The sequence below is a fragment of the Cohnella phaseoli genome (assembly GCF_003386235.1).
Classification (GTDB): domain Bacteria; phylum Bacillota; class Bacilli; order Paenibacillales; family Paenibacillaceae; genus Cohnella; species Cohnella phaseoli.
In genome coordinates, this window is the sequence record NZ_QRDZ01000007.1 from 74,852 (window position 1) to 97,475 (window position 22,624).

A 22,624-nucleotide genomic window follows, 5' to 3' on the forward strand; every position below is an offset into this window, starting at 1 on the left:
TTGTCGAGCATTGTCAGCCTTTGACCGCGCCGGACATCAGTCCGGACACGAAATGCTTCTGCCCCGCGATAAACAAGACGACCACGGGCAGCGAAACTAAAATTAGAAACGCATATACCAGATTCCAGTTCCGCACGTATTGACTAATAAAATTGTAAACGAGCATCGGGAGCGTCCATTTGCTGCTGTCGTTCAGGAAAAACAGCGGCATGCTCAGATCGTTCCACACGCCGACCAGCATCAGAATCGATTGTGTTGCGATAACCGGCGCCAGCAAGGGCAGAATGATCGACCAAAAAATTCTCGTCGTGCCGAAGCCGTCCACGAAAGCCGACTCGTCCAGCTCGCGCGGAATGCCTTTAATAAAGCCGGTAAACAGAAAGACGGCGAACGGAAGATTCGTCGCGACGACGACCAGAATCAAGCCGGTGAACGTATTCATCAGGCTCAGAAATTGCAGCGTTTTGATCGTTGGAATGTACATCAGAGGCGCGACGAGGCCCGCGATGAACAGAAAATACGCTCCCGACGCAAACCGGCTTTGCCTTCTCGCCGTGACGAAGGATGCTACCGCCGCCAGTACGACCGTCAGCACGATCGAGAACATAGAGATGATCACACTGTTGCTCAGCGATTGCAGCATTCTCTCACCGGACAGCACTTGCCGGAAGTTTCCGAACTCCCACACCTCGGGCCACAGCCGATCGAAGGCGGACGCCTCCATGCTGCTCTTGAACGAACCGAGAATCATCATCAGCACGGGAAAAAAGTAGAAGAAGGCGGCAACGACGAGCACGAGCTCCAGTAGAGGCTTTCCTATCCGTTTTCTCATGCTAGATGTCCACTTCTTTTCTTTTGAAATAGGCCAGCATCAGGAAGGAGATGGCCGTAATGAGCAAAAACAGAATCAGGTTCATCGCCGTGCCGAGTCCCCAGCGGCCGTCCCCGAACATCTGGAAGGCGATCGAGTTCAGCACCGAGGATGCATAACCCGGCCCGCCGTTCGTCAGCACGAACACCTGCTCGAACACTTTGAAGCCGGCGATCAGACTGAGCACGACGTTAACGCTGACCGCCTGCATCATGAGCGGCAGCTTGATGCGGAAAAACTCCTGAAACGGATTCGCTCCGTCAATCTGCGCGGCTTCTCCGTAATCGCGCGGGATCGCGAGCAGACCGGCCATAAAAATAATCATATGAAAGCCGGTGCCCTTCCACACGTCGACGAAGCTGACCGTATACATGACGATGCTTCGGTCCACCAGCCACTCCTGTCGTAGTCCTCCCAGTCCGATAAAGCCGAGAAACTGGTTAAGGAAGCCGTCGGGATGCAGCAGCGCCGTAAATAGTACGCCGACGACAATAAAGCTGAGCACGGTCGGAAGGAAAAAAACGGTGCGAAACAGCCGCTTGAATCCGATCCGGCTGCACAGGGCGACCGCGAGCAGCAGGCCAAGCACGTTTTTCCCGATACTGGTCACGAAGGCGAACAGAACCGTGTTGCCGATCGACAGCATCAGGTCGGCGTTTTTCGTTATTTTGACGAAGTTGTCGAGCCCGGTAAACCGGATCGTATCGCGATAAGCGTTCCAATCCGTAAACGAGTAGACGAAGCTGAACAAGGTCGGAAAAATAAACAGCGCCAAATAAATCAGCAGAGCGGGATACAGATAAAAAAGCGGGTAAAGCCGTCTAGCATTCATGGCGTCTTCCTCCGAGTCTGTGAATAAAGGAAGAAGAGGCTTCCTTGTCGTCGGCCTCTTCTTCGGCGGCTGCGCCTTATCGCTTACCAGCCCGGCAGCTCGGCGGCTTTGGCCAGCTCGGCGACTTTCTCGTCCCAAGCCTCCAGCACCTGCTTAGGCGTCTTGCCTTTGCCGAACATGTCCTGATAGAGCCGGAACAGCTCGGACGTATCTACGGCGATCAGATCGTTGTATTGACGCACGACCTTGCCTTGGGAGATGTACTCGTCGTATTCTCCTTGCATGAGCGGGTTAAAGCTGACCTGGACGTCCTTGAACGCCGAGAATCTCGGATCTTCCGCGTACTGAATGCCGATAATGTCCGGCTGGCTCCAGAAGTCCAGAAACTTCTTCGCTTCTTCGATGTTTTTGGAGTTTTTGGAGATGAACCAGCCGGTTACAGTGCCGACGGTCAGGTCGGGATTATCCACGCCAGGCGTGGCGAAGATGCCGTAGTCGCCCAATTGCTCTCCCGCTTCGATAAAGTCTCCAAGCACGGTCATGGCCGCTTTCCCCGAATTCATCGCCGCCCCCAGACCGTCGAATCCGACGGAGAGATGGTCTTCGTTCACGTAGCCTTTCTCGAACAACTGCATGATTTGTCCCAAAGCCTCTTCGAAGCCCGGAACGTCCGCATGCTTGAGCTGGTTGGCGTTGATGTTGTCCATGATGTCGGTGTCCTTGACGACTTCCGAGAACGTGGTCAATCCCCAGATTTGCGCGACCCAGCCGTCCTTGTTCCCCAGGTAGAACGGCGTAATGCCGTTCGTCTTCAACGTCTCGCTGACCTGCAACAGCTCCTCGAACTTTCTTGGTACGCTCAGGTTGAGATCTGCAAATATTTTCTTGTTATAGACGATGCCCAGCGCGGAGCCGGAAGCGGCGAAAGGCAGATTGTAAATCTTGCCGCCGATTTTGAGAATGTCGGGATTAACGAGACGGGCGACCCACGGTTCGCCGGACAGATCGACGAAATTGTCGGCCGGGTTGTATCTTCTCGCCATGTCGGAGACGTTATGTCCGATAATATCCGGCAGGTTCTTCGTCGCGATGCGCGTTCTGAGCAGCGTGTCGTACTGGCTTCCGTCGACCGTCTGCAGATCGAAGGTCACATGCGGATTGCGCTTTGTGTATTCCTTAGTAATCGTTTCATAGAATTTGTTGTTGCCTCCGACCATGATCGAAAGCGTCACTTTCTCCGGCGCCGTCTCCTGGCTGGCCGACGGCGTTTCGGATGCGGGCTGCGAGCCGCTGGCAGACGGTTCTGCCTTATTCCCCGATCCGCATGCCGCGAGCATAATCAAGACGAAGCTCGTTAGAAGAGCTATCGCGGGTTTCCGTAGACGTAAATTCACTTGCCGATTCCCCCGTTCATATGGATGTCTGACTGTTTTGTCGAGCTTCGGACATGTCCCGATTTCTATTGTAAACGCGTTCAGCAGGAAGAAGAATGGACTCGTTAGGAAAAACGCATGTACGATTCGGCACAAAAATAACGCGCTGGCCGGGCGTTTGACGAATTGTCGAATCGTCTGGTACATTAGGCAGAAAAGTCGGAGCATTGCGAAAGCGAGGGCGGGCGGATGCTGAAAAATTGGAGCCTTCAGACGAAAATTTTCGTCACTTATTCGATTCTTATTCTGTTGATCATCGCCGGCTTTGTCGCCGCCTTGGCCGTGTACGCCTCGAAAATGGTCCAAAAAGAGGTATATACCGGAACCGAACGCCTGCTTCAGAAAATAACGGAGCAGTTCGACGGGCGCGTGAAGGATATGGAGCGGATCAACGTCAGCTTGTTGCTGGACGAAAACCTGGCCAAGCATCTCTATAACCCGGCCAGCCTTCCCGACCTTGGGGTTCAAGAGACGAGGAAGCTGGCCAATACGATTTTCTCGATCAACGGTCCTTTCAGCTCCGCCTATAAAATCGTCGCTTTTAATTTCGAGCATCGGTACGCCCTCTCCCCTCAGTCGGTAGACAATGCGGAAGCGCTCTTCCAAGCCGGACTGGATAGCATCCCGGTCTTCGCACCGCTGGCGGACGGGGACGGCAGCTTCACGCTGCTTCCCCCGCATCTCGACAATTGGTCGCAGCTTCAGGTTCCGGTGTTTTCCCTTAGCCGCAAAATCAAGGATACGGCGGGCAAGGAATACGGCTATATCGAAGTGCAGCAAAGATATAGCGATCTGGCTCGCTTATATGAGCCCGACCCTGCGATCGATTCGGAGTTCTATATTTTCGACGCGAGCGGCGATCTGTTCTACCCTCGACCGTCCGTCGATGTCTCGGCCTCGGTCTCGGGTTCTGCCGAAGATGCCGCGTTGTACAAGCGTTACGTGCTTGCAGGACCCAGCGGTTCGGCATCTGTTCGGAACAGTGCGGGCGAACCGATACTGCTCGCCTACCGCGAATCTCCGCTGACCGGACATGTGCTGGCCATCGCTCAGTCTCGAGAGCAGGCGTTAGCTTCCGTTGGCCGGCTGAACGCGCTGATTGTCGGCGCAGGCTTGCTGTTTCTGCTGGCGACGCTGCTCGTCCTTCATCGCAGCTCGAAGCGGCTTACCCTCCCTCTTCGGACGCTGGGCAGCTCGCTTAAGCAGGTGACCTTGAGCAATTTGGCACTGAACATCGATCATTCGGACAAAAACAACGAGCTGCAGCAGCTCGACCGATTGTTTCGAAAAATGTTTTCACGCTTGCAGCTTTCGATCGAGCAATTGACCGAGGCGGGCGAACGGGAGGCCAAGGCGCAACTGGTGGCTCTCCAATCCCAGATTAATCCGCACTTTATCCATAACACGTTAGCGACGATCGGAGCCGCGGCCAAGCACGGCGAGCAGCCCGAGAAGGTCGCGGAAATGTGCAGGCAGCTCTCCTCGCTGCTTCGCTATACGACCTCCTCCTCCGACTTCGTTCGGGTCGAGGACGAAATCGAATATACGCGGAATTACTTGATTCTGTTGAAATACCGCTACGAGGAGCATTTCGAGTATGAGATCGACATCGATTCCGAGTTGAAGAACATTGAGCTTCCGAGAATCACCCTCCAGCCCTTCGTGGAGAATGCGATGAAGCATGCCTTCTCCTCCGTTCCCCCTCCTTGGCATATTCGGATCGAGGGACGGGTTGACGGCGGACGCTGGGAAATTTCCGTCCTTGACGACGGGGCGGGAGCCGATGAGGCGGCTTTGGAGTCGCTTAAGGCGAGAATCGAGGCTTTGTTCTCTCGCGACGGGAGATCGGAGGAAGAGCTGCGAACGGGACCGGATAGTCTGGGAATCGTCAACACGTATGCGAGGCTGATGCTTCTGCATGGAGAAAGCGCGACGATGAAAATCGCCAACGCTCCGGAACGGGGACTAAAGGTAAGCTTTGGCGGAAAAATCAAAACGGGAACGGAGGACGGACATGTACAGGGTGATGGTAGTCGAAGACGAGCCGCCTTTGATTCGGGACATTCGGTATGAGATCGAGCGGAATTCCACGCTTTTCCAGGTGACGGCTACCGCGATCAACGGGGCGGACGCTCTACGGAAGTTGGAGGAGGAAACTCCAGACGTTCTGTTCACCGACATTCGCATGCCGGTCATGGACGGCTTGGAATTAATCAAGGCGATCCGGCAAAAGCACCCCGAGCTCCCGTTCGTCATTCTGAGCGGTTACCGGGATTTCGACTATGCCAAGGAAGCGCTGAAATTTCAGGCCTACGACTATTTGCTGAAGCCGGTGTCTCCAGACGATGTGCGGGAGGTGCTGATCAAGCTGGAAGCGATGCTCGGGGAGCGGCGGGAGCAGAAAAAGCGGGCGGTGCTGCTCTCCGTGCTGCAGGGCGAGCTGATCAGCGGCGAATTTTCCGAAGCGTTGTTTGCCGGCCAATCGCTGGCTCTGCTTGTGGCGCAATGCGACGGAACGTCCGGAATGGGGGCAAACGCTATGGACTTGGAAGCGGAGCTTGCCTCCGCGCTGGCGGTTCCTGGCGCTGCGATCCGGGTATTAAGCGGGAGAACGCCCTTGGAGAAAATCGCGATCGTGGAATACAATAGTCGTGGTTACGGTGATGGTGATGGTGATGGCGACTGTGATGGTTATGGTGACGGTGATGTCGACGGGAAGTTTGCGGAAAGAGAGCAATTGGCGATAGCGATGCAGCATTGGCTAAGCGGGAAGTCGGGGTCGGCAGTTAACGTCGCGATTGGAGAGCCGAGGGCCCAATTGGCGGATCTCTCCGAATCGCTAGGATTTCTCCGGGATTTGCTGCGGCGGAGGGCCGAGCATGGGGTATCCAAGCTGATACGCGAGAGCGAAACGTTCGAAGCAGCGGGTGGCAGCTCACCTGTCGCCGTTCTGACGAACGAGCGGTTGAGCTCATTGAGATCGATGGTTCAATTGCAGCAGAAAAGCTTGTTCAAAGTCGAAATGTCCTCGCTAATCGGAGAATGGCTTTTAGCGCGACTTCCCGTTCCGGACTTCACGTCTCTTGTGAAGCGAACCCTTCATGCTGTAGGCGAAGGGTACTGGCGAAGGGAAGCCGATATCGATTCCGTCGTCGACGAATGTTTGGAGGGCGTTACTTCGGGCGAAACTATGAGCGAATTTCTGGTGACTCGGCTTGAGAATGCTTTGTTCGAGGAAAGCAGCGCTTCCCGCGACTCTCCGGAAGGAGTCGTCGACAAGCTCGACGACTATCTGATAGCGAATTGCCATCGCAATTTCGATCCGAAGGAGCTCGCCTCAGGCGTCGGCCTCACCGCTCCCTATTTGAGCAAGCTGTTCAAGCTGCACAGAGGGATGCCGCTGATCGAATATCTCGCTTATCTCAAGATCGAGAAGGCCAAGCAGCTGATCCGCTCCGCCCCGGAGCTGCTGGCGAAGGAAATCGGCGAATTGCTCGGGTTCTCCGATCCTTTCTACTTTAGCCGTCTGTTCAAGAAGTTTGAAGGCTGCAGCCCGTCAGAATATAGGAAGAGGTTGGAGAAGCGGTAGTGTCGCTCCAGTAAGCGAAACAAGCCGCCCAAGAGTCTGGGCGGCTTGTCGGTCTTAGAATGGAAGGCTCGAACCGTCGGCATGAATGAAGAAGCCGTTGTGATCCGGCTTGCGCAATGCGGTAGCCAGTTCATAGATTTGCTGCGCCGGCTCCGAGACGTCTAGCGGAGCCTCGGGCCCGCCTTGGTCGGTGCGAACCCAGCCGGGATGAATCGCGTAGACGATTATACCGCTATCAGCCAGCTCATGCCGCAGCTTGCCGGTAAACATATTAAGCGCAGCCTTGGACATGCCGTAGGAATAGTCCGGGCTTCGAACGTCCTGAATAATGCCGGAAGCCGACGACATGTTGAGAATCATCGCCCGGTCGCTCTCCCGAAGAAGCGGAACAAAGTGCTTGCACACTCGCACAGGACCGAACACGTTCGTCTGGAACGTCGCCTCGTAGTCTTCCAATTCGGCGCTCTCGACGCCATCCTTCCGGCCGATGGCGATGGCGGCGTTATTGATGAGAATGTCCACATGACCAAATGATGCCTTAACTTGCCCGGCAGCCGCCCGTACCGAACTCTCGTCGGCGGCATCCAGCTCTAGGATCGTGATTTTGTTGCCATGAGCCGTCTTCAAGCCCGCAAGCTTGTCCGCCGTCGCCGGATTGCGCACAGCTGCGATAACGTCGTGCCCCTGCTCGGCAAACTTCTTTACCATCTCTAATCCAATTCCTCTGCTTGCTCCGGTAATCAATACCTTCATCGTTGTCCCTGCTCCCATCTTGTTGTTTATGTCAACTCCATTCCGGATTAGTTCTCCTGTAGTCACTGGCACAAACCGGCCGTATTGCCGTTCTCTTGCGATCACTAGGTGACCCCGGTCGCACTCCCCAAATCAAGCAAGTATGGCTTTTACGTAATCAGCAACTCGAGCATAAAATGTCGACCCCGGATCGGCACGACCGATTTGGCATGAGCCGGCAACGCAACGCCCTCCAATACGGTGATTTTAGGATGATCGGCCAGTTCGCCATGGAGAGGAATCGCATCGACGCCGGTCGGAGCCGGAACTTCAGACTACATTCAGAGCTTGCGGAGCTTCTCCACTTCGACTAGCGGAATTTCGAGGGTATCCGCCACTTGTCCCGGAGTAAATCCTTTGGCGATCATCCGACGGACAATCGAGGCACGCTCTTCGGCAATTCCTTCGGCAATTCCCTCGGCTTTTCCTTTTTCCAAGCCTTCTTGAATCCCTTCCTCGTACCCCCAACGTTTCCAAGCGGGCATGAGCTCCATCATCTTCACCCTTTCCTCCGGATAGTCTTTCAATATTTCGTCCAACAGCTTCTCGTCCTCGGTCTGATTAGGCTCGAAATATAAATCCGCCACCGACATCAAAAGCGCCATTCGCACGTCGTCGAGCTTGTATCTGAGCCGTAAAAGCATTCGCAAATAGGCCGAACGCATTTCTCTTTTCTCCTTCTCATTGTACCCCATCTTAGCTAAGAGCGCAGCAGCCACAGGATTATCCGAGGCGATAAACCGCCTCCAATCCATAGCTCTCAGTTCGACTTTCAGAAACTTGAAACGGACGATCTCATGATCAGGCATTGCCATTACAAACGTATCCGGCTCCTCCGGTCCTTGCCCCGCAGTAAAAATGGCAATCGGGATAATCATCCGATGCTCCTTGCGATGCCTCTCGAACAAACGGCTGAAGTAGATGAACATCCGTTCGCGGAAGTCCTTTTGATGATACGACTGTGGCTCCATATGCACAAGAATATAAGCGTCGAGCGCTTTATATCGGGTTTCCAGCAGCAGGTCCAAGGTTTTAGCCTCTTCGCCTACGACATCGACAAGCAGTTCCTGCATCAATAATCGAGTATGACGATGATCCAGCGAAGAGCTGAGCTCCGGGAAAAAGAGCTCGATAAACTCCGCAAAAAACGTCTGCAGCAGCTTCTTGAACGCTTCGTCGTGAGGTTTGGCTTTTTTATCGTTCATTCGCATTCCTCGCCTTCTTCGACGGTCGTTTAAAACAAAACGCCGCCCACTCCCCAATAAGGGAGCAAGCGGCGTGTGCTTCACGACCGAATTTATGATATTGGCTTTATCTTACCTGATATCTCGGCTCATGAACAGGCCTATTTTTATTGGCTTTTCTGTTCGTACTCTTCCACCCATTTCGTTGTATGGGACAGCTCCGCTTCTGCGCGTGCGATAGCAGCTTCCACCTGAGGAGTCGCCGTGCCGCCGTAGACGTTACGAGCGTTAACGACCGCTTCCGGCTGCAGCACGGCGTAGATCCGGTCGTCGAACAGATCGGAGAACTGCTTGAACTCGTCCAGTGTAAGATCGAGCAGGAACTTGTTCTGCTGGATGCAGTACAGCACCGTCTTGCCGATAACCTCATGCGCTTGGCGGAAAGGCAGCCCTTTGCCGACCAGAAAATCGGCGATGTCCGTCGCGTTGGAGAAGTCCTGATCGACGGCACGGCGCATCTTGTCCTTGCGCACCTTCATCGTCTCGATCATCGAGGCGAACAGTTGGAGCGCTCCTTGCAGTGTTTTGACCGTATCGAACATGCCTTCCTTGTCTTCCTGCATGTCCTTGTTGTAGGCGAGCGGCAGCGACTTCAGCACGGTCAGCAGGCCGACGAGGTTGCCGTATACTCGACCGGTTTTGCCGCGAACGAGCTCCGGTACGTCCGGATTTTTCTTCTGCGGCATGATGCTGGAGCCGGTGCAGAACGCGTCGTCAAGTTCAACGAACTGGAATTCGGTGCTCGACCAGAGGATCAACTCTTCGCTCAGGCGCGACAGATGCGTCATGATCAGCGAGGCGCCGGCGAGAAACTCCACGATAAAGTCGCGGTCGCTGACAGCGTCAAGGCTATTCTCATAGACGCGTCCGAAGTTCAACTGTTCCGCAGTAAAATGACGATCAATCGCAAACGTCGTGCCGGCTAGAGCTCCGGCGCCCAGCGGCAGCGCGTCGATACGCTTGTAGCTGTCCTGAAGGCGCTCGATATCGCGGCCAAACATCGATACGTACGCCATCAGATGATGCGCAAACAGAATCGGCTGCGCCCGCTGTAGATGCGTGTAGCCCGGCACGATCGTGTCGAGATTTTGCTTGGCTTGTCCGATCAGCGCCGCCTGGAGCTTGCGCAGCATCTCGACGAATTCGACAACGCGCTTGCGGAGGTACAGGTGCATATCCGTCGCCACCTGGTCGTTGCGGCTGCGTCCCGTGTGCAGCTTGCCTCCGACAGGGCCGATCTCTTCGATCAGCGCTTTCTCGATATTCATATGGATATCTTCGTCGGCGATCAGGAACTGCTGCTCGCCGCTGCGGATTTTCTCGCGTACCTTCAGCAAGCCTGCCTTGATCGTCTCTACATCCTCCGCCGGCAAAATGCCGCACTTGCCAAGCATCGTCACATGCGCCAGACTGCCTTGGATATCCTCCTCAGCCAGCTCTTTATCAAATGTAATCGACGCCGTATATTCTTCCACAAGTTGGTCCGTTTGTTTCGTAAAACGGCCCCCCCACAGCTTGCTCATAATCCGAATACCCCTCTCTTATCCTTATCGAGTAACCTCATCCGTTCCCTCGGCGTCCCTCTAGGTGCGGAGGAGCACGTTACGGTCTGGCGGACCGTTAAGAGCACCAAGCTCTCGCGTTCACGGACCTGTAACGGTCTGGCAGACCGTTAGAGCACCAAACTCCCGCGTTCACGGACCTGTAACGGCCTGCCAGACCGTTAACCGATGCGCAAAGTCTCACGCTCAACGCCACCCGCCGATAAACGGCAAAAGGGGAGCGCCGCGCGGCGAAGGTGCCTCCCGTCATAGCCCCGGCTGGCGGGGGATGGTTTGGCAGGCTTCGGGCGCGGTTCTCCCTTTTACACTTTATCGATTAAATGCCGGAAGCTCCGTTGACGCCGGAAGAAACCTTCAGGCGCAGAGCGTTCAGGCGGATAAAGCCGGTAGCGTCGCCTTGATCGTACGCTTGCGTAGGATCGGCCTCCATCGTCGCAATGTGCGGGTTGTAGAGGCTGACCGGGCTTTTCAGTCCGGCGGCGATGATGTTGCCCTTGTACAGCTTAAGGCGCACGGTGCCTGCCACGTTCTGCTGGCTTTCGTTGACGAGCGCTTGGATGGCCAGGCGCTCAGGAGCAAACCAGAAGCCGTTGTACACAAGCGTGCTGTATTTGGAGATCAGGGAATCGCGCAAATGCATCACGTCGCGATCCATGGTCAAAGACTCGATTTTGCGGTGAGCGGCGAACAGGATGCTGCCGCCCGGCGTTTCGTACACGCCGCGGCTTTTCATGCCGACGAAGCGGTTTTCCACCATGTCGACGCGGCCGATGCCGTGCTTGCCGCCGACTTCGTTCAGCTTCTCCATGACGTCAAGCGGGCTCAGACGCTCGCCGTTGATAGCCACGCAGTTGCCGGCCTCGAAATCCAGCTCGATATATTCAGCTTGATCCGGAGCTCTCTCCGGGGAAACGCTGAGCACGTACATCTCTTCCACTTCCGGAGCGCTTGGATCGAACCAAGGGTCCTCCAGCATGCCGCTCTCGAAGCTGATGTGCAGCAGGTTGCGGTCCGTCGAATACGGCTTGGCAGCGGATGCTTGAACCGGAATGCCATGCTTCTCCGCATAAGCGATCATCTCCGCACGTCCCGGGAACGCGGCGCGGAACGCTTCGTCGCGCCATGGAGCCAGCACTTGAATGTTAGGAGCAAGCGCAGCGGCCGTCAGTTCAAAACGAACCTGGTCGTTGCCTTTGCCCGTTGCGCCGTGCGCGATGTAGGTTGCGCCTTCCGCTTGCGCGATTTCAACCATGCGCTTAGCGATGAGCGGACGCGCGATGCTTGTGCCCAGCAGGTATTGCCCTTCGTAAAGAGCGCCTGCCTGGAACATCGGGAAAATGAAATCTTTCGCGAACTCGGCGCGAAGATCGTCGATGTACACTTTGGATGCGCCGGTTTTGAGCGCTTTTTCCTCAAGGCCGTCCAGTTCGTCCTTCTGGCCGATGTCGGCGGTGAAGGTGATAATCTCGGCGTCATACGTTTCTTTCAGCCAAGTCAGAATAACCGAAGTGTCCAAGCCGCCGGAGTAAGCCAGCACGATTTTGTTCTTTGCCATGGAAATTAGAAGCTCCTTTGAACTGAAAAGTGGATATGCAATAAATATTGCCGCTATCTCCCGGGTTCGGTCGACAGATTTACATAATTGCGGCCATGATCGCTTTCTGCGCGTGCAGACGATTTTCCGCCTCGTCGAAAATAACGGAGTTCTTGCCGTCGATGACGCCCTCCGACACTTCCTCGCCGCGGTGCGCAGGCAGGCAGTGCATAAACAGGTAATCCGGATTCGCGTACTTCACAAGTTCTTCGTTCACCTGATAGTTTTTGAACGCCTTCTCGCGCTCCTTCTGCTCTTCCTCGAAGCCCATGCTCGCCCACACGTCGGTGTAGACGATGTCCGCTCCTTCGATCGCTTCGCGGGGATCGCGCAGAATTCGCACGCTGCCGCCGGTTTCCGCCGCCGCTTCAATCGACGACTGGACGGAGCGCTCGGACGGGTCATAGCCTTCCGGCGATGCGCTGGAGAAGTGCATGCCGAGCTTGGCCGCGCCCATCATCAAGGAATGAAGTACATTGTTGCCGTCGCCGATGTAGGCAACTTTCAGCCCTTCCAGCTTGCCTTTGTGCTCCAGAGCCGTCTGATAATCGGCCAGCGCTTGGCATGGGTGGGACTGATCGGATAGTGCGTTGATGACGGGAATCGTCGCGCCGCGCGCCAATTCCACAACGTTGCGGTGACCAAACGTACGCAGGATCATGCCGTCCAAGTACCGAGACATGACCTGAGCCGTGTCGAGAATCGTTTCTCCGCGTCCCATCTGAATGTCGTTGCGGCTCAGGAACAACGCCTGGCCGCCGAGCTGGTACATGCCAACCTCGAAGGATACGCGCGTACGCGTGGACGATTTCTCGAAGATCATACCGAGAGATTTGCCTTTTAGAGGCTGATACGCTTCCCCGGCTTTATGTTTACGTTTAATCTCGACCGCAAGATCGAGCAGGTACCGAATCTCTTCGGGGCTAAAGTCCACCAAACCGAGAAAATCCCGGCCTTTCAGTTGTGCCGCAATCTGTTCCAGGCTCGCTGCCGTAGTCATGGCAAACCCTCCTTCTCTATTTGCAAAGCTGCGGGCTCCGCCGCAACTTCTGTTATTGAGCCGCTTTCGCCGCAGCTTGCTCGGTCAGAACCGCTGCAATCAGGCCGACCGCCGTATCGATCTCTTCGTTCGTGACTAGCAGATTCGGCAGCAGCCGAATGACGTTCGGTCCCGCCGGTACAACGAGCAAACCGCGCTTATGCAATTCGGCGATCGCGTCTCCCGCAGGAGCGTTGCACAGAATGCCGATCAGCAAACCTTTGCCGCGCACCTGATCGACGTTCGGCAAGCCCGCCAGCTTCTCTTGCAGTTGGGCGATCAAATATTCGGAAGCCGCTGCCGCCTTCTCGGCGACATTTTCCTTCAGCATCGTCTCGATCGTAGCCGCAACAACAGCCATCGCAATCGGCGTGCCGCCGAAAGTCGTCGCATGCGCGCCTGGCACGAACGCCGGCTTCACATGCTCTTTGGCCAGCATAGCGCCAACCGGGAAGCCGCTGCCGATGCCTTTAGCCAGCGTGAAGATGTCCGGCTCGACGTCATAGTGCTCGTAAGCGAACAGCTTGCCGGTCCGTCCCATGCCCGTCTGGACTTCGTCCACGATCAGCAGCAGACCGTGACGATCGCATAGCGCGCGAACCGCCCGCAGGAAGTCCTGATCGACGGGGATAACGCCGCCCTCGGCTTGAACCAGCTCCAGCATGATCGCCGCCGTCTTGTCGGTAATCGCCGCTTCGAGTGCCGGCAGATCGTGAAGAGGCACATGCACGAAGCCTTGCGGAAGAGGCAGGAAGCCTTCCTTCACCTTGTCTTGGCCTGTCGCGGTCAGCGTAGCGAGCGTGCGTCCGTGGAACGATTGTGTAAAAGTAATAATCTCGTAGCGTTCGTTGCCCTTGAGCTTCTGATGGTAACGACGGGCCAGCTTGATGGCCGCTTCGTTCGCTTCCGCGCCGCTGTTGCAGAAGAACACCGCATCGGCGCAGCTGTTGTCGACCAGCAGTCTGGCCGCCTTCTCCTGTCCAGGGATATGGAACAGGTTGGAGACATGCCACAGCTCGTCAAGCTGGCTCACCAGCGCAGCCTTGACGGCATCCGGTACGTGACCGAGATTCGCTACCGCAAGCCCGCTCATGAAATCAAGGTACTCTTTCCCTTGATCGTCCCATACGCGGCTGCCCTTCCCTTTCACCAAAGTAATGGGATATCTCGCATATGTCGAAAATAACGCGCTGTCACTCATACCCAATCGCTCCTTTTTCCACCGTGTGGCCTTACGCCCTTTATGCTCTTACGATCCGAGTGCCGATGTCGCCCTCCGTCAGAGCCCTGCTGAGAACCCGCTCCGCCGCGCCGTCCACGATCCGCACTTCCTTGACGTCGCCGTGCAGACAGCTCATTGCCGCTCGAACCTTCGGAATCATGCCGCCGTAGATTTCGCCGCTGGCGATCATCTCCTCGATGTCCGCAAACGTCACGACCGGAAGCACCTGCTTCTCACCGTTCACGGTGCGCATAATGCCCGGCACATCGGTGACGACGATCATCGTCTCAACGCCGAGCGAAGAGGCAACCGCGCCCGCCGCCGTATCCGCGTTGATGTTGTAGCGCTGCCCCGACTCGTCGATGCCGATCGGCGCAATAACAGGCAAGTAGCCAAGCCCGATGACGCCTTCGACCAGCTCCGCATTCACACCGACGACGTCGCCCACATGGCCGATCTCGTCCGCGTTCGCGACCGGTTTCGCCACAATCAGCTTGCCGTCCGTACCGGACAGGCCCAGCGACTTCGCGCCGTTCTGCTGCAGCTTGCGCACGATCTCTTTGTTGATGCGGCCCGCCAGCACCATCTCGACGACGTCAAGCGTGGCTTCGTCGGTTACGCGCAGCCCGTTGACGAACCGGCTCTCGATCCCCAGCTTGCCGAGCGTCTCGTTGATAGCCGGACCGCCCCCGTGCACGATAACCGGCTCGACGCCGCGCTCCTGCAAACTGCGCAAATCTTCGAAAAATACGTCGGGAAGCGCCGCTAAAGTGCTCCCCCCACACTTCATTACAAATCGTTGTTTACTCATGCGCCCGTTCTCCTTACGTCCGATAAGCGGCGTTGATGCGCACGTAATCGTACGTCAGATCGCAGCCCCATGCCGTCGCTTTGCCGCTTCCCATATTAAGATCAACATGAATGCCGACGGTATCGCCCTTCAAATATGCCAATGCAATTTCTTCGTCAAAAGGAACCGGACGGGACTGCTCCAGCACGACAATGTCGCCCAGACGAATGTCAACCGTGGCCACGTTAACCGGCACTCCGGCGCGACCGACAGCGGCAATGATGCGTCCCCAGTTGGCGTCCGCACCGAAAACGGCCGACTTCACAAGGCTGGAGCCGATGATCGTCTTGGCAATCGCCTGCGCCGCATCGTCGCTGTCCGCGCCGACAACCGTCGTCTCGATCAGCTTCGTCGCGCCTTCTCCGTCGCGGGCGATCGCTTTCGCCAGCTCGGCGCACACATGGCGCAAACCGTCGACGAACGCCGCCAAGTCCGGATGGCTGCGGGTCAGCTCGCTGTTGTCCGCCAAACCGCTGGCCATCGCCACGAGCATATCGTTCGTGCTCGTATCGCCGTCCACCGTAATCATGTTAAAGCTCACGTTCGTCACTTCGCGCAGCAGCTCTTGCAGCAGAGAGGAGCCGATCTTGGCGTCCGTCGTTACGAAGCCGAGCATTGTCGCCATGTTCGGATGGATCATTCCCGAGCCTTTGGCCGCTCCTGCAATCGTCACTTGCTTGCCGTCAATCGTCAGCTCGACGCAGCTTACCTTTTTGACAAGGTCAGTCGTCAGAATCGCCTGGCAAAAGTCGTCGGAGCCTTGATTGTCACCTCGCAGCCGTCCCGGCAGCTTCTCGATGCCCGCGTTAACGCGATCCATCTTCAACAGCTCTCCGATGACACCCGTGGACGCTACAGCCACCTCGTCCTTGCTGACGCCCAATGCTTCCGCCGTATTCGCCTGCATCGCGCGCGCATCCGCTTCCCCTTGCGCTCCCGTGCATGCATTGGCGTTGCCGCTGTTCACGACAACCGCGCGCAGCACGCCGCTTCGTCCCAACGCTTCCCGCGTCACCAACAGCGGAGCCGCTTGGAATAAGTTAGTTGTATACACTGCGGCGGCCGAAGCCGGAACCTCGCATACGATGACTCCCAGGTCGTGGCGATCGGTTTTTTTCAAGCCGCAGTGCAGCCCTCCGGCCTTAAACCCTTTTGGCGTCGTAACGCCTCCGTCTTCAACGATCGCGTAGCTTTGTTTTCCCATGATATTCGGTCGTTCCTCTCATCCGTAAAATTGAGCCGCTTTATTATGGATAAACCGGAGTGAACTGAAGCCCGAGCGTCTCGTCCCAGCCCATCAGCAGGTTTAAGTTTTGAATCGCTTGGCCGGCCGCGCCCTTCACCAGATTGTCCGTGACGGAAATGATCGTCAGTCGTCCCGTCCTCTCGTCCACGGAGAAGCCGATGTCGCAATAGTTCGTGCCGTACACTTCCTTCGTCGCCGGCCAATGACCGGCAGGACGAACGCGGACAAACTTGCGACCTTCGTAAAATTGACGGTACAGCTCGACGATCTCTGCATCGGAACGTTTCTCCGTTAGCGTAGCGTACATCGTCGCCATAATGCCCCGGGTCATGGGCACGAGATGAGTCGTAAAGGTCGTTACTACCGGACGTCCCGCCGCCTCGGACAGTACTTGCTCAATTTCTGGCGTATGTTGGTGCCTATTCAGTTTATAGGCTTTGAAGTTTTCGTTGATTTCCGAATAATGAGAGCTTAGGTTGAGACCCCGTCCCGCTCCGGAAACGCCGGATTTCGCATCGATGATAATGCTGTTCGGATCGATCCAGCCGGCTTTAACCGCCGGATACAGACCGAGCAAGGACGTTGTCGTAAAGCAGCCCGGGTTGGAAACAAAATCGGTCGTTTTGACTTGTTCTCCATACACCTCGGACAGACCGTATACTGCCCGCTCTACGAGCGCCGGGTCGGCCGGCTCGTGTTTGTACCATTGCTTGTACGCGTCTCCCGACTTCAACCGGAAATCTCCGGAAAGGTCGATCACCTTCAGCCCCGCTTCCAGAAACTGAGAAGCCAGCTTCATGCTGACGCCATGCGGTGTAGCCAAGAAGACGACATCCGCCTTGTCGCGAATTAAACCCACGTCGACATCGTCGAGCAGATCGGTGCGGATCTCCGTCAAGTGCGGATAACCGTCAGCGATCGGAGCGCCTGCACTGGATGAAGAGATGACGGACGTAACCGTCACATAAGGGTGAGACTCCAATAAACGAATAAGTTCGACGCCGCCATAGCCGGTGGACCCGACAATGGCCGCGCGGATTTGCTTAGCATTCATAATAGTATCCTCCATAGTTTAGAAAAGGATGAATCGCCAAGAAACGGCTTGCGCCGTTGTCAGGACTTTCGGTTGCGAATAGAGTTGCGGTTTGCCCAAACATTCTCAATTGTAACGGATTACGCTAGGGAATGAAAGATGTACTCTTGAGCGGCTTCCGCCATTTTTCGTCCGGTTCGGTTGTGTATTATTATACATTCGATGTATTATTTATGCAATGGTTATATTCGCTCGTCCCTAAACCCCTCGCCCAACACTTCTGCCGCATTTGTAATAATGACGAAAGCATCGGGATCGGCATCTCGAACAAGCAATTTAAGCTTTAACACTTCGTTCTGCCCGACGACGGTCAGCAGCACCGGACGATCGTCGCCCGTAAACCCTCCTGTGCCTTGCAAACGCGTCAGCCCCCGATCCAGCTCGTGCAAAATCGCCGCAGATACCCGTTCCGGATCGCGGGAGATAATGTAGGCGGCCTTCGAGGTTTGCAGACCGGTTTGGATGACGTCGATTGTTTTACTTGTCGTGAACAGAGCGATAAGCGCATATAGCGCGTTCTCCAGAGAGATGAATAATCCTGCGGATAAAATAACGAGACCATCCAGCATCGCGACCGCGAGGCCGAGACGAATGCCCAGCACTCTGTGAAGAATTTGTGCCGCAACATCCAGCCCTCCGGTAGAGCCCCTTCCGCGAAAAACGAGGCCCAGGCCGATCCCCACGCCGAGCCCTCCATAAATGGCGGACAGGAGCGGATCGCTCGTAGGCGGAGTCCAATGGGAGGTAAGAAGCACGAATAGAGGCAGCACGATAGAGCCAACCGCCGTCTTTACGCCGAATTGTTTGCCAAGCACAAGCACGCCTGCGATAAACAGCGGAATATTCAGCGCCCACTGCGTATAGGCGGCCGGAATGTGCGTTAGTGTATTCAGAATGATGGAAATTCCCGATACGCCTCCCGAAGCGATTCGGTTGGGCAGCAGGAATAGATTAAAGCTGGCTGCGATGAAGAAAGCTCCGGCCAGCATGGCGACGTAGCTGAATACTGTACGGGTGTTTTGGGAGAAGCGAGGGGCTCTCCTCTTGTTCGGAAGAGCGGGGACGATATGTTTCCGTTCGTCGATTGTACTCATGGCTCTGCCTCTCTTTTACGATTTACCTTCATTATGTACAAGGAATTAACGGATTACCGCTACTTTCCTCACATTCTCTGCATCGGTTTTGCCGAGCCGCTAAACGACATGGGAAAGGGGCTGTCTCATAAGTAAAAAAGTCGTACGAAAGAATGATCGATAGAGAATGTTGTCGTGCATGTATCTGCTTCCGCTGCTATACGGCAGTCTCCAGAAGATACATGCACTTTTTTCTTAATCGATCATCTAGGGCGTGTCTGAAAACCCTCGGAGTATTCAGACACGCCCTAGTACGACCCTACTTATGGGACAGCCCCTTAGTCGGATGCTGCGCCTCGATTATTGCGCTTCCTGCTTGATCTGGCTGCGAAGGTAGCCGTCGATGAAGGAATCGAGCTCGCCGTCCATGACTGCGCCGACATTGCCGGTCTCCACCTGTGTGCGATGATCTTTAACCATGCTGTACGGATGGAAAACGTAGGAGCGAATCTGGCTGCCCCAGGCGATCTCCATCTGTTCGCCACGAACCTCGGCCAGCTCGCGCTGCTGCTCCTGAATTTTCAGCTCGTAAAGCTTGGAGCGCAGCATCTGCATCGCCTTCTCGCGGTTCTGAATCTGGGAGCGCTGCGTCTGGCAGGCTACGACGATTCCCGTCGGCAAGTGGGTAATCCGGATCGCGGAATCCGTCTTATTGATGTGCTGGCCGCCCGCGCCGCTGGAACGGAACGTATCGACCCGCAAATCGTCGGGGCGGATCTCGACTTCGATCTCATCGTTGATTTCCGGTACGACATCGCAGGAAACGAAGGACGTATGCCGCCTTCCCGAAGCGTCAAACGGAGAAATCCGGACGAGCCGGTGCACGCCCTTCTCCGCTTTCAGGTAGCCGTAGGCATTGTGACCGCGAATCTGAATCGTAACGCTCTTGATCCCTGCTTCATCGCCAGGAAGATAGTCGAGCAGCTCGACCTTAAAGCCGCGTTTCTCCGCCCATCTCGTATACATTCGGTACAGCATTTGCGCCCAATCCTGCGACTCCGTACCGCCCGCGCCAGGGTGCAACTCGAGAATCGCGTCCAGCTTGTCGTAAGGCTGGTTCAGCAGCAGCGTCAGCTCGAAGGCATCGACTTTAGCGGAAAGCTTCCCGACGCTCTCGCTCCACTCTTCGCCAAGCGCCTCGTCCGCTTCCTCTTCGAGAATCTCGAGCATGTCTTCGAGATCTCGGCACTCCGCGGCCAAGCTCTCATATTGGTCGACGACTGATTTGATCGCGTTCATCTCGCCGATCAGAGCTTGCGCCTTCTCGTTGTCGTCCCAGAAATTCGGATCGCTCATTTTGACTTCATAGTTCTCGATCTGTTCCTTCTTCAGATCTAAGTCAAAGAGACCCCCTAAGTTGCTGTAATCGCTTCGCGTTGGCGCGAAGGTCTTGCTTAACAGATGGGTCTAACTCGAACATCGTTGCATCACCTCGTTGAAATCTTAGGCCCTGCGCGACGCTGCCACCCCGCCTTCTAGGCGCAGGACGGCAGCATCGGGCAGCTCTCTATTCTATGCGACCGTGGCACATTTTGTATTTCTTTCCGCTGCCGCATGGGCACGGATCGTTGCGACCGACGACGCTGGCGCTGCGAGTTTTCGGCTTCTTCGGTCCCTCTTCCGCTTTCGTGTCCACGGCTTGGCCCTCGGCAACCGCTTCGCGCTTCGGTGCGGCCTGAACTTGCGCCTTCGTAATATACAGCGTAACTTCTTCCTCGATCCGTTCGACCATGGCGAGGAACATGTTATGACCTTCGAACTGATATTCTCTGAGCGGATCGTTGCCGCCGTAAGCGCGCAGATGAATGCCTTGGCGCAGATGGTCCATGGAATCGATATGATCCATCCATTTGCTGTCTACGGCGCGAAGAACGACGACCTTCTCGAACTCGCGCATCGTCTCGACGCCGATCGACTCTTCACGCTCGTCGTAGAGCTTGTCGACCAGACCGACGATCAGTTCGATCATCTCGTCCTTTTCCTTGCCCCACAGATCGTCCTTCGTCAGGCGATCTTCCGGCAGGTAATGGGAATGCGCGTAAGCGACCAAACCGTCCATATCCCAATCTTCCGGGACGTCGCTGTCGGGACAATGATTCTCGACCGATTTCGCGATAACGGAACGAATCATGCCGGAGACGATATCGCGGATGTTCTCCGCATTAAGAATCGCGCGACGGTCTCCGTAAATTTTCTCCCGCTGCAGGTTGATTACGTCATCGTACTGCAGGACGATTCGGCGTGTGTCGAAGTTGCTGCCCTCAACCCGCTTCTGAGCCGATTCAATCGCACGCGAGATCAGCTTGCTCTCGATCGGGGATTCCTCGTCAAAGCCGAGGCGTTCCATCATCCCCATAATGTTGTCGGCGCCGAACCGTCTCATCAATTCGTCCTGCATCGACAGATAGAATTGCGAGGAGCCCGGGTCGCCTTGACGTCCTGCGCGGCCGCGCAGCTGGTTATCGATCCGGCGAGACTCGTGGCGCTCCGTACCGATAATGTGCAGGCCGCCCTTCTCGGCAACGCCTTCGCCCAGCAGGATATCCGTACCACGGCCGGCCATGTTCGTCGCGATCGTGACTCCGCCGTACTGTCCCGCGTTGGAGATGATCGCCGCTTCCTCTGCGTGATACTTGGCGTTAAGCACTTGGTGGGTTATGCCCTTCTTCTTGAGCAGCTCCGAGATGCGCTCGGAGTTCTCGATCGAGACGGTGCCAACAAGTACTGGCTGACCTGTCGCGTGACGTTTGACGATCTCTTCGACGACCGACTTGTACTTGCCGTTCTCGGACTTGTACACGACGTCCGGTATATCGTTGCGGATCATTGGACGGTTCGTAGGCACTTGAACGACTTCAAGGCCGTAAATGCGCTTGAACTCCTCTTCCTCCGTCTTAGCCGTACCGGTCATGCCGGCCAGCTTGCGATACATCCGGAAGTAGTTCTGGAACGTAATCGTCGCGAGCGTCATGCTCTCGTTCTGTACCGTGAGCTGCTCCTTCGCTTCGATCGCTTGGTGCAGACCTTCGCTGTAGCGGCGGCCGGCCATCAGACGTCCGGTGAACTCGTCGACGATAACGACTTCGTCTTCCTGAACGACGTAATCGACGTCGCGCTTCATAATATAACGTGCGCGCAGCGCTTGATTGACGTGGTGATTCAACGTCACGTGCTCGTGCGAGAACAGGTTGTCGATGTTGAAGGCCTTCTCGACCTTCGTTACGCCAGTCTCGGTAAGAGCAATCGTGCGCAATTTAATATCGACCGTGAAGTCTTCGGTGTCCGTCAGCTTGCTGACCAGCCGGTCTGCCGCATAGTACAACTCGGTCGACTTCTGCGCTTGTCCGGAAATAATAAGCGGCGTACGCGCTTCGTCGATGAGAATGGAGTCGACTTCGTCGATGATGGAATAGTGAAGCGGACGCTGAACCATCTGCTCCTTGTACAGAACCATGTTGTCGCGCAAGTAGTCAAAGCCGAACTCATTGTTCGTGCCGTAAGTGATATCGCACGCATAAGCTTCCTGTTTTTCCTCATGCGAAAGCCCATGAAGGTTACAACCCACCGTCATGCCAAGGAATGTATAGATCTGTCCCATCTGAGCGCTGTCGCGCTGGGCCAGATAGTCGTTGACCGTAATTACATGAACGCCTTCGCCCTGCAGCGCGTTCAAATAAACCGAGAGCGTACCGACAAGCGTCTTGCCTTCGCCGGTTCTCATCTCCGCGATTTTGCCTTGGTGAAGCACCATGCCCCCGATGAGCTGTACGTCGAAATGACGCATGTTAAGCACGCGTTTGGACGCTTCCCTCACGACTGCGAACGCTTCGGGAAGAATGTCGTCCAAGGACTCGCCTTTGGCAATGCGTCCACGGAACTCGTCCGTCTTCGCGCGAAGCTGATCGTCGCTCAGCGAGGAAATGGAGGATTCAAGTCCATTAATTCGCTCGACGGTTTTGAGAAGCCGTTTCACCTCACGTTCATTGGCATCTCCGAATATTTTTTTGACAAGTCCCATCATAATCGAATGTACCCCTCTCTCTCGGGCTAACTATATCTTTACATTTTAACAGTTTGGGGGTATTGGAGCAAGAAAGGACAGCTGGAAACGGAAGTCATTAGAT

At 55.7% G+C, this 22,624-nt stretch carries 17 protein-coding genes; 2 read left to right on the forward strand and 15 right to left on the reverse strand.

What is annotated here, in order from left to right; translation table 11 throughout:
- Nucleotides 1–13: 13 nt before the first annotated feature.
- The 3 genes from DFP98_RS10725 to DFP98_RS39015 all read right to left on the reverse strand — a co-directional run bounded on the left by DFP98_RS10725 (nucleotide 14) and on the right by DFP98_RS39015 (nucleotide 3,097).
- Complete coding sequence (locus DFP98_RS10725; protein ID WP_116060586.1) at nucleotides 14–832, reverse strand: carbohydrate ABC transporter permease; 819 nt, start codon at nucleotides 830–832, stop codon at nucleotides 14–16.
- A gap of 1 nt (nucleotide 833) precedes the next feature.
- Nucleotides 834–1,703, reverse strand: coding sequence for a carbohydrate ABC transporter permease (locus DFP98_RS10730; RefSeq protein WP_116060587.1), 870 nt, complete (start codon nucleotides 1,701–1,703; stop codon nucleotides 834–836).
- A gap of 83 nt (nucleotides 1,704–1,786) precedes the next feature.
- Nucleotides 1,787–3,097: an ABC transporter substrate-binding protein gene (locus DFP98_RS39015; protein ID WP_181917612.1), complete on the reverse strand. Its 1,311-nt coding sequence runs from the start codon at nucleotides 3,095–3,097 to the stop codon at nucleotides 1,787–1,789.
- Nucleotides 3,098–3,325: 228 nt separating this feature from the next.
- Between DFP98_RS39015 and DFP98_RS10740 the strand changes: the two genes are divergently transcribed.
- Nucleotides 3,326–5,209 carry a cache domain-containing sensor histidine kinase gene (locus DFP98_RS10740; RefSeq protein ID WP_116060588.1) on the forward strand — a complete coding sequence of 628 codons (1,884 nt, stop codon included), beginning with the start codon at nucleotides 3,326–3,328 and terminating at the stop codon, nucleotides 5,207–5,209.
- Nucleotides 5,151–6,725 carry a response regulator gene (locus tag DFP98_RS10745; protein ID WP_116060589.1) on the forward strand — a complete coding sequence of 525 codons (1,575 nt, stop codon included), beginning with the start codon at nucleotides 5,151–5,153 and terminating at the stop codon, nucleotides 6,723–6,725. The genes DFP98_RS10740 and DFP98_RS10745 overlap by 59 nt, the downstream gene beginning before the upstream one ends.
- Nucleotides 6,726–6,779: 54 nt before the next feature.
- Here DFP98_RS10745 and DFP98_RS10750 read toward each other — a convergent pair whose 3' ends face one another.
- From DFP98_RS10750 to secA, 12 genes are all read right to left on the reverse strand, one after another.
- Complete coding sequence (locus tag DFP98_RS10750) at nucleotides 6,780–7,478, reverse strand: SDR family oxidoreductase (protein WP_181917613.1); 699 nt, start codon at nucleotides 7,476–7,478, stop codon at nucleotides 6,780–6,782.
- A 320-nt stretch (nucleotides 7,479–7,798) separates the two neighbouring features.
- A complete protein-coding gene (locus DFP98_RS10755) occupies nucleotides 7,799–8,722 on the reverse strand; it encodes an Rpn family recombination-promoting nuclease/putative transposase (protein ID WP_181917614.1) in 924 nt (307 codons plus the stop codon).
- A gap of 146 nt (nucleotides 8,723–8,868) precedes the next feature.
- Entirely contained in the window at nucleotides 8,869–10,284 is a 1,416-nt protein-coding gene (gene argH, locus DFP98_RS10760; protein WP_116060592.1) for an argininosuccinate lyase, read from the reverse strand.
- Nucleotides 10,285–10,639: 355 nt separating this feature from the next.
- A complete protein-coding gene (locus DFP98_RS10765) occupies nucleotides 10,640–11,878 on the reverse strand; it encodes an argininosuccinate synthase (protein WP_116060593.1) in 1,239 nt (412 codons plus the stop codon).
- Nucleotides 11,879–11,957: 79 nt separating this feature from the next.
- Entirely contained in the window at nucleotides 11,958–12,917 is a 960-nt protein-coding gene (argF, locus tag DFP98_RS10770; RefSeq protein ID WP_116060594.1) for an ornithine carbamoyltransferase, read from the reverse strand.
- A gap of 52 nt (nucleotides 12,918–12,969) precedes the next feature.
- Entirely contained in the window at nucleotides 12,970–14,157 is a 1,188-nt protein-coding gene (locus DFP98_RS10775; protein ID WP_116060595.1) for an acetylornithine transaminase, read from the reverse strand.
- A 40-nt stretch (nucleotides 14,158–14,197) separates the two neighbouring features.
- The gene (gene argB, locus DFP98_RS10780) at nucleotides 14,198–14,989 is read right to left on the reverse strand and encodes an acetylglutamate kinase (protein WP_116060596.1); all 792 of its coding nucleotides are present in this window, start codon (nucleotides 14,987–14,989) and stop codon (nucleotides 14,198–14,200) included.
- A gap of 13 nt (nucleotides 14,990–15,002) precedes the next feature.
- The gene (gene argJ / locus DFP98_RS10785; protein ID WP_116060597.1) at nucleotides 15,003–16,232 is read right to left on the reverse strand and encodes a bifunctional glutamate N-acetyltransferase/amino-acid acetyltransferase ArgJ; all 1,230 of its coding nucleotides are present in this window, start codon (nucleotides 16,230–16,232) and stop codon (nucleotides 15,003–15,005) included.
- A gap of 43 nt (nucleotides 16,233–16,275) precedes the next feature.
- On the reverse strand, nucleotides 16,276–17,328 hold the full coding sequence (gene argC / locus DFP98_RS10790) for an N-acetyl-gamma-glutamyl-phosphate reductase (RefSeq protein WP_116060598.1): 1,053 nt from the start codon (nucleotides 17,326–17,328) through the stop codon (nucleotides 16,276–16,278).
- A 221-nt stretch (nucleotides 17,329–17,549) separates the two neighbouring features.
- Nucleotides 17,550–18,461, reverse strand: a complete 912-nt coding sequence (locus DFP98_RS10795; RefSeq protein ID WP_181917615.1) for a YitT family protein — start codon at nucleotides 18,459–18,461, stop codon at nucleotides 17,550–17,552.
- Between the two features lie 339 nt (nucleotides 18,462–18,800).
- A protein-coding gene (gene prfB, locus DFP98_RS10800) for a peptide chain release factor 2 (RefSeq protein WP_246016493.1) occupies nucleotides 18,801–19,920 on the reverse strand; the annotation gives its coding sequence in 2 pieces (ribosomal slippage) (nucleotides 18,801–19,841 and nucleotides 19,843–19,920; 1,119 coding nt in all).
- Nucleotides 19,921–20,007: 87 nt separating this feature from the next.
- Nucleotides 20,008–22,521 carry a preprotein translocase subunit SecA gene (secA, locus tag DFP98_RS10805; protein ID WP_116060600.1) on the reverse strand — a complete coding sequence of 838 codons (2,514 nt, stop codon included), beginning with the start codon at nucleotides 22,519–22,521 and terminating at the stop codon, nucleotides 20,008–20,010.
- Nucleotides 22,522–22,624 lie beyond the last annotated feature (103 nt).

What these genes read in the sequence shown, in the direction of transcription:
- DFP98_RS10725 (WP_116060586.1), bottom strand. Translation starts at nt 832, where the DNA reads ATGAGAAAACGGATAGGAAAGCCTCTACTGGAGCTCGTGCTCGTCGTT.
- DFP98_RS10730 (WP_116060587.1), bottom strand. Translation starts at nt 1,703, where the DNA reads ATGAATGCTAGACGGCTTTACCCGCTTTTTTATCTGTATCCCGCTCTG.
- DFP98_RS10740 (WP_116060588.1), top strand. Translation starts at nt 3,326, where the DNA reads ATGCTGAAAAATTGGAGCCTTCAGACGAAAATTTTCGTCACTTATTCG.
- DFP98_RS10745 (WP_116060589.1), top strand. Translation starts at nt 5,151, where the DNA reads ATGTACAGGGTGATGGTAGTCGAAGACGAGCCGCCTTTGATTCGGGAC.
- DFP98_RS10750 (WP_181917613.1), bottom strand. Translation starts at nt 7,478, where the DNA reads ATGAAGGTATTGATTACCGGAGCAAGCAGAGGAATTGGATTAGAGATG.
- DFP98_RS10755 (WP_181917614.1), bottom strand. Translation starts at nt 8,722, where the DNA reads ATGAACGATAAAAAAGCCAAACCTCACGACGAAGCGTTCAAGAAGCTG.
- argH (WP_116060592.1), bottom strand. Translation starts at nt 10,284, where the DNA reads ATGAGCAAGCTGTGGGGGGGCCGTTTTACGAAACAAACGGACCAACTT.
- DFP98_RS10765 (WP_116060593.1), bottom strand. Translation starts at nt 11,878, where the DNA reads ATGGCAAAGAACAAAATCGTGCTGGCTTACTCCGGCGGCTTGGACACT.
- argF (WP_116060594.1), bottom strand. Translation starts at nt 12,917, where the DNA reads ATGACTACGGCAGCGAGCCTGGAACAGATTGCGGCACAACTGAAAGGC.
- DFP98_RS10775 (WP_116060595.1), bottom strand. Translation starts at nt 14,157, where the DNA reads ATGAGTGACAGCGCGTTATTTTCGACATATGCGAGATATCCCATTACT.
- argB (WP_116060596.1), bottom strand. Translation starts at nt 14,989, where the DNA reads ATGAGTAAACAACGATTTGTAATGAAGTGTGGGGGGAGCACTTTAGCG.
- argJ (WP_116060597.1), bottom strand. Translation starts at nt 16,232, where the DNA reads ATGGGAAAACAAAGCTACGCGATCGTTGAAGACGGAGGCGTTACGACG.
- argC (WP_116060598.1), bottom strand. Translation starts at nt 17,328, where the DNA reads ATGAATGCTAAGCAAATCCGCGCGGCCATTGTCGGGTCCACCGGCTAT.
- DFP98_RS10795 (WP_181917615.1), bottom strand. Translation starts at nt 18,461, where the DNA reads ATGAGTACAATCGACGAACGGAAACATATCGTCCCCGCTCTTCCGAAC.
- secA (WP_116060600.1), bottom strand. Translation starts at nt 22,521, where the DNA reads ATGATGGGACTTGTCAAAAAAATATTCGGAGATGCCAATGAACGTGAG.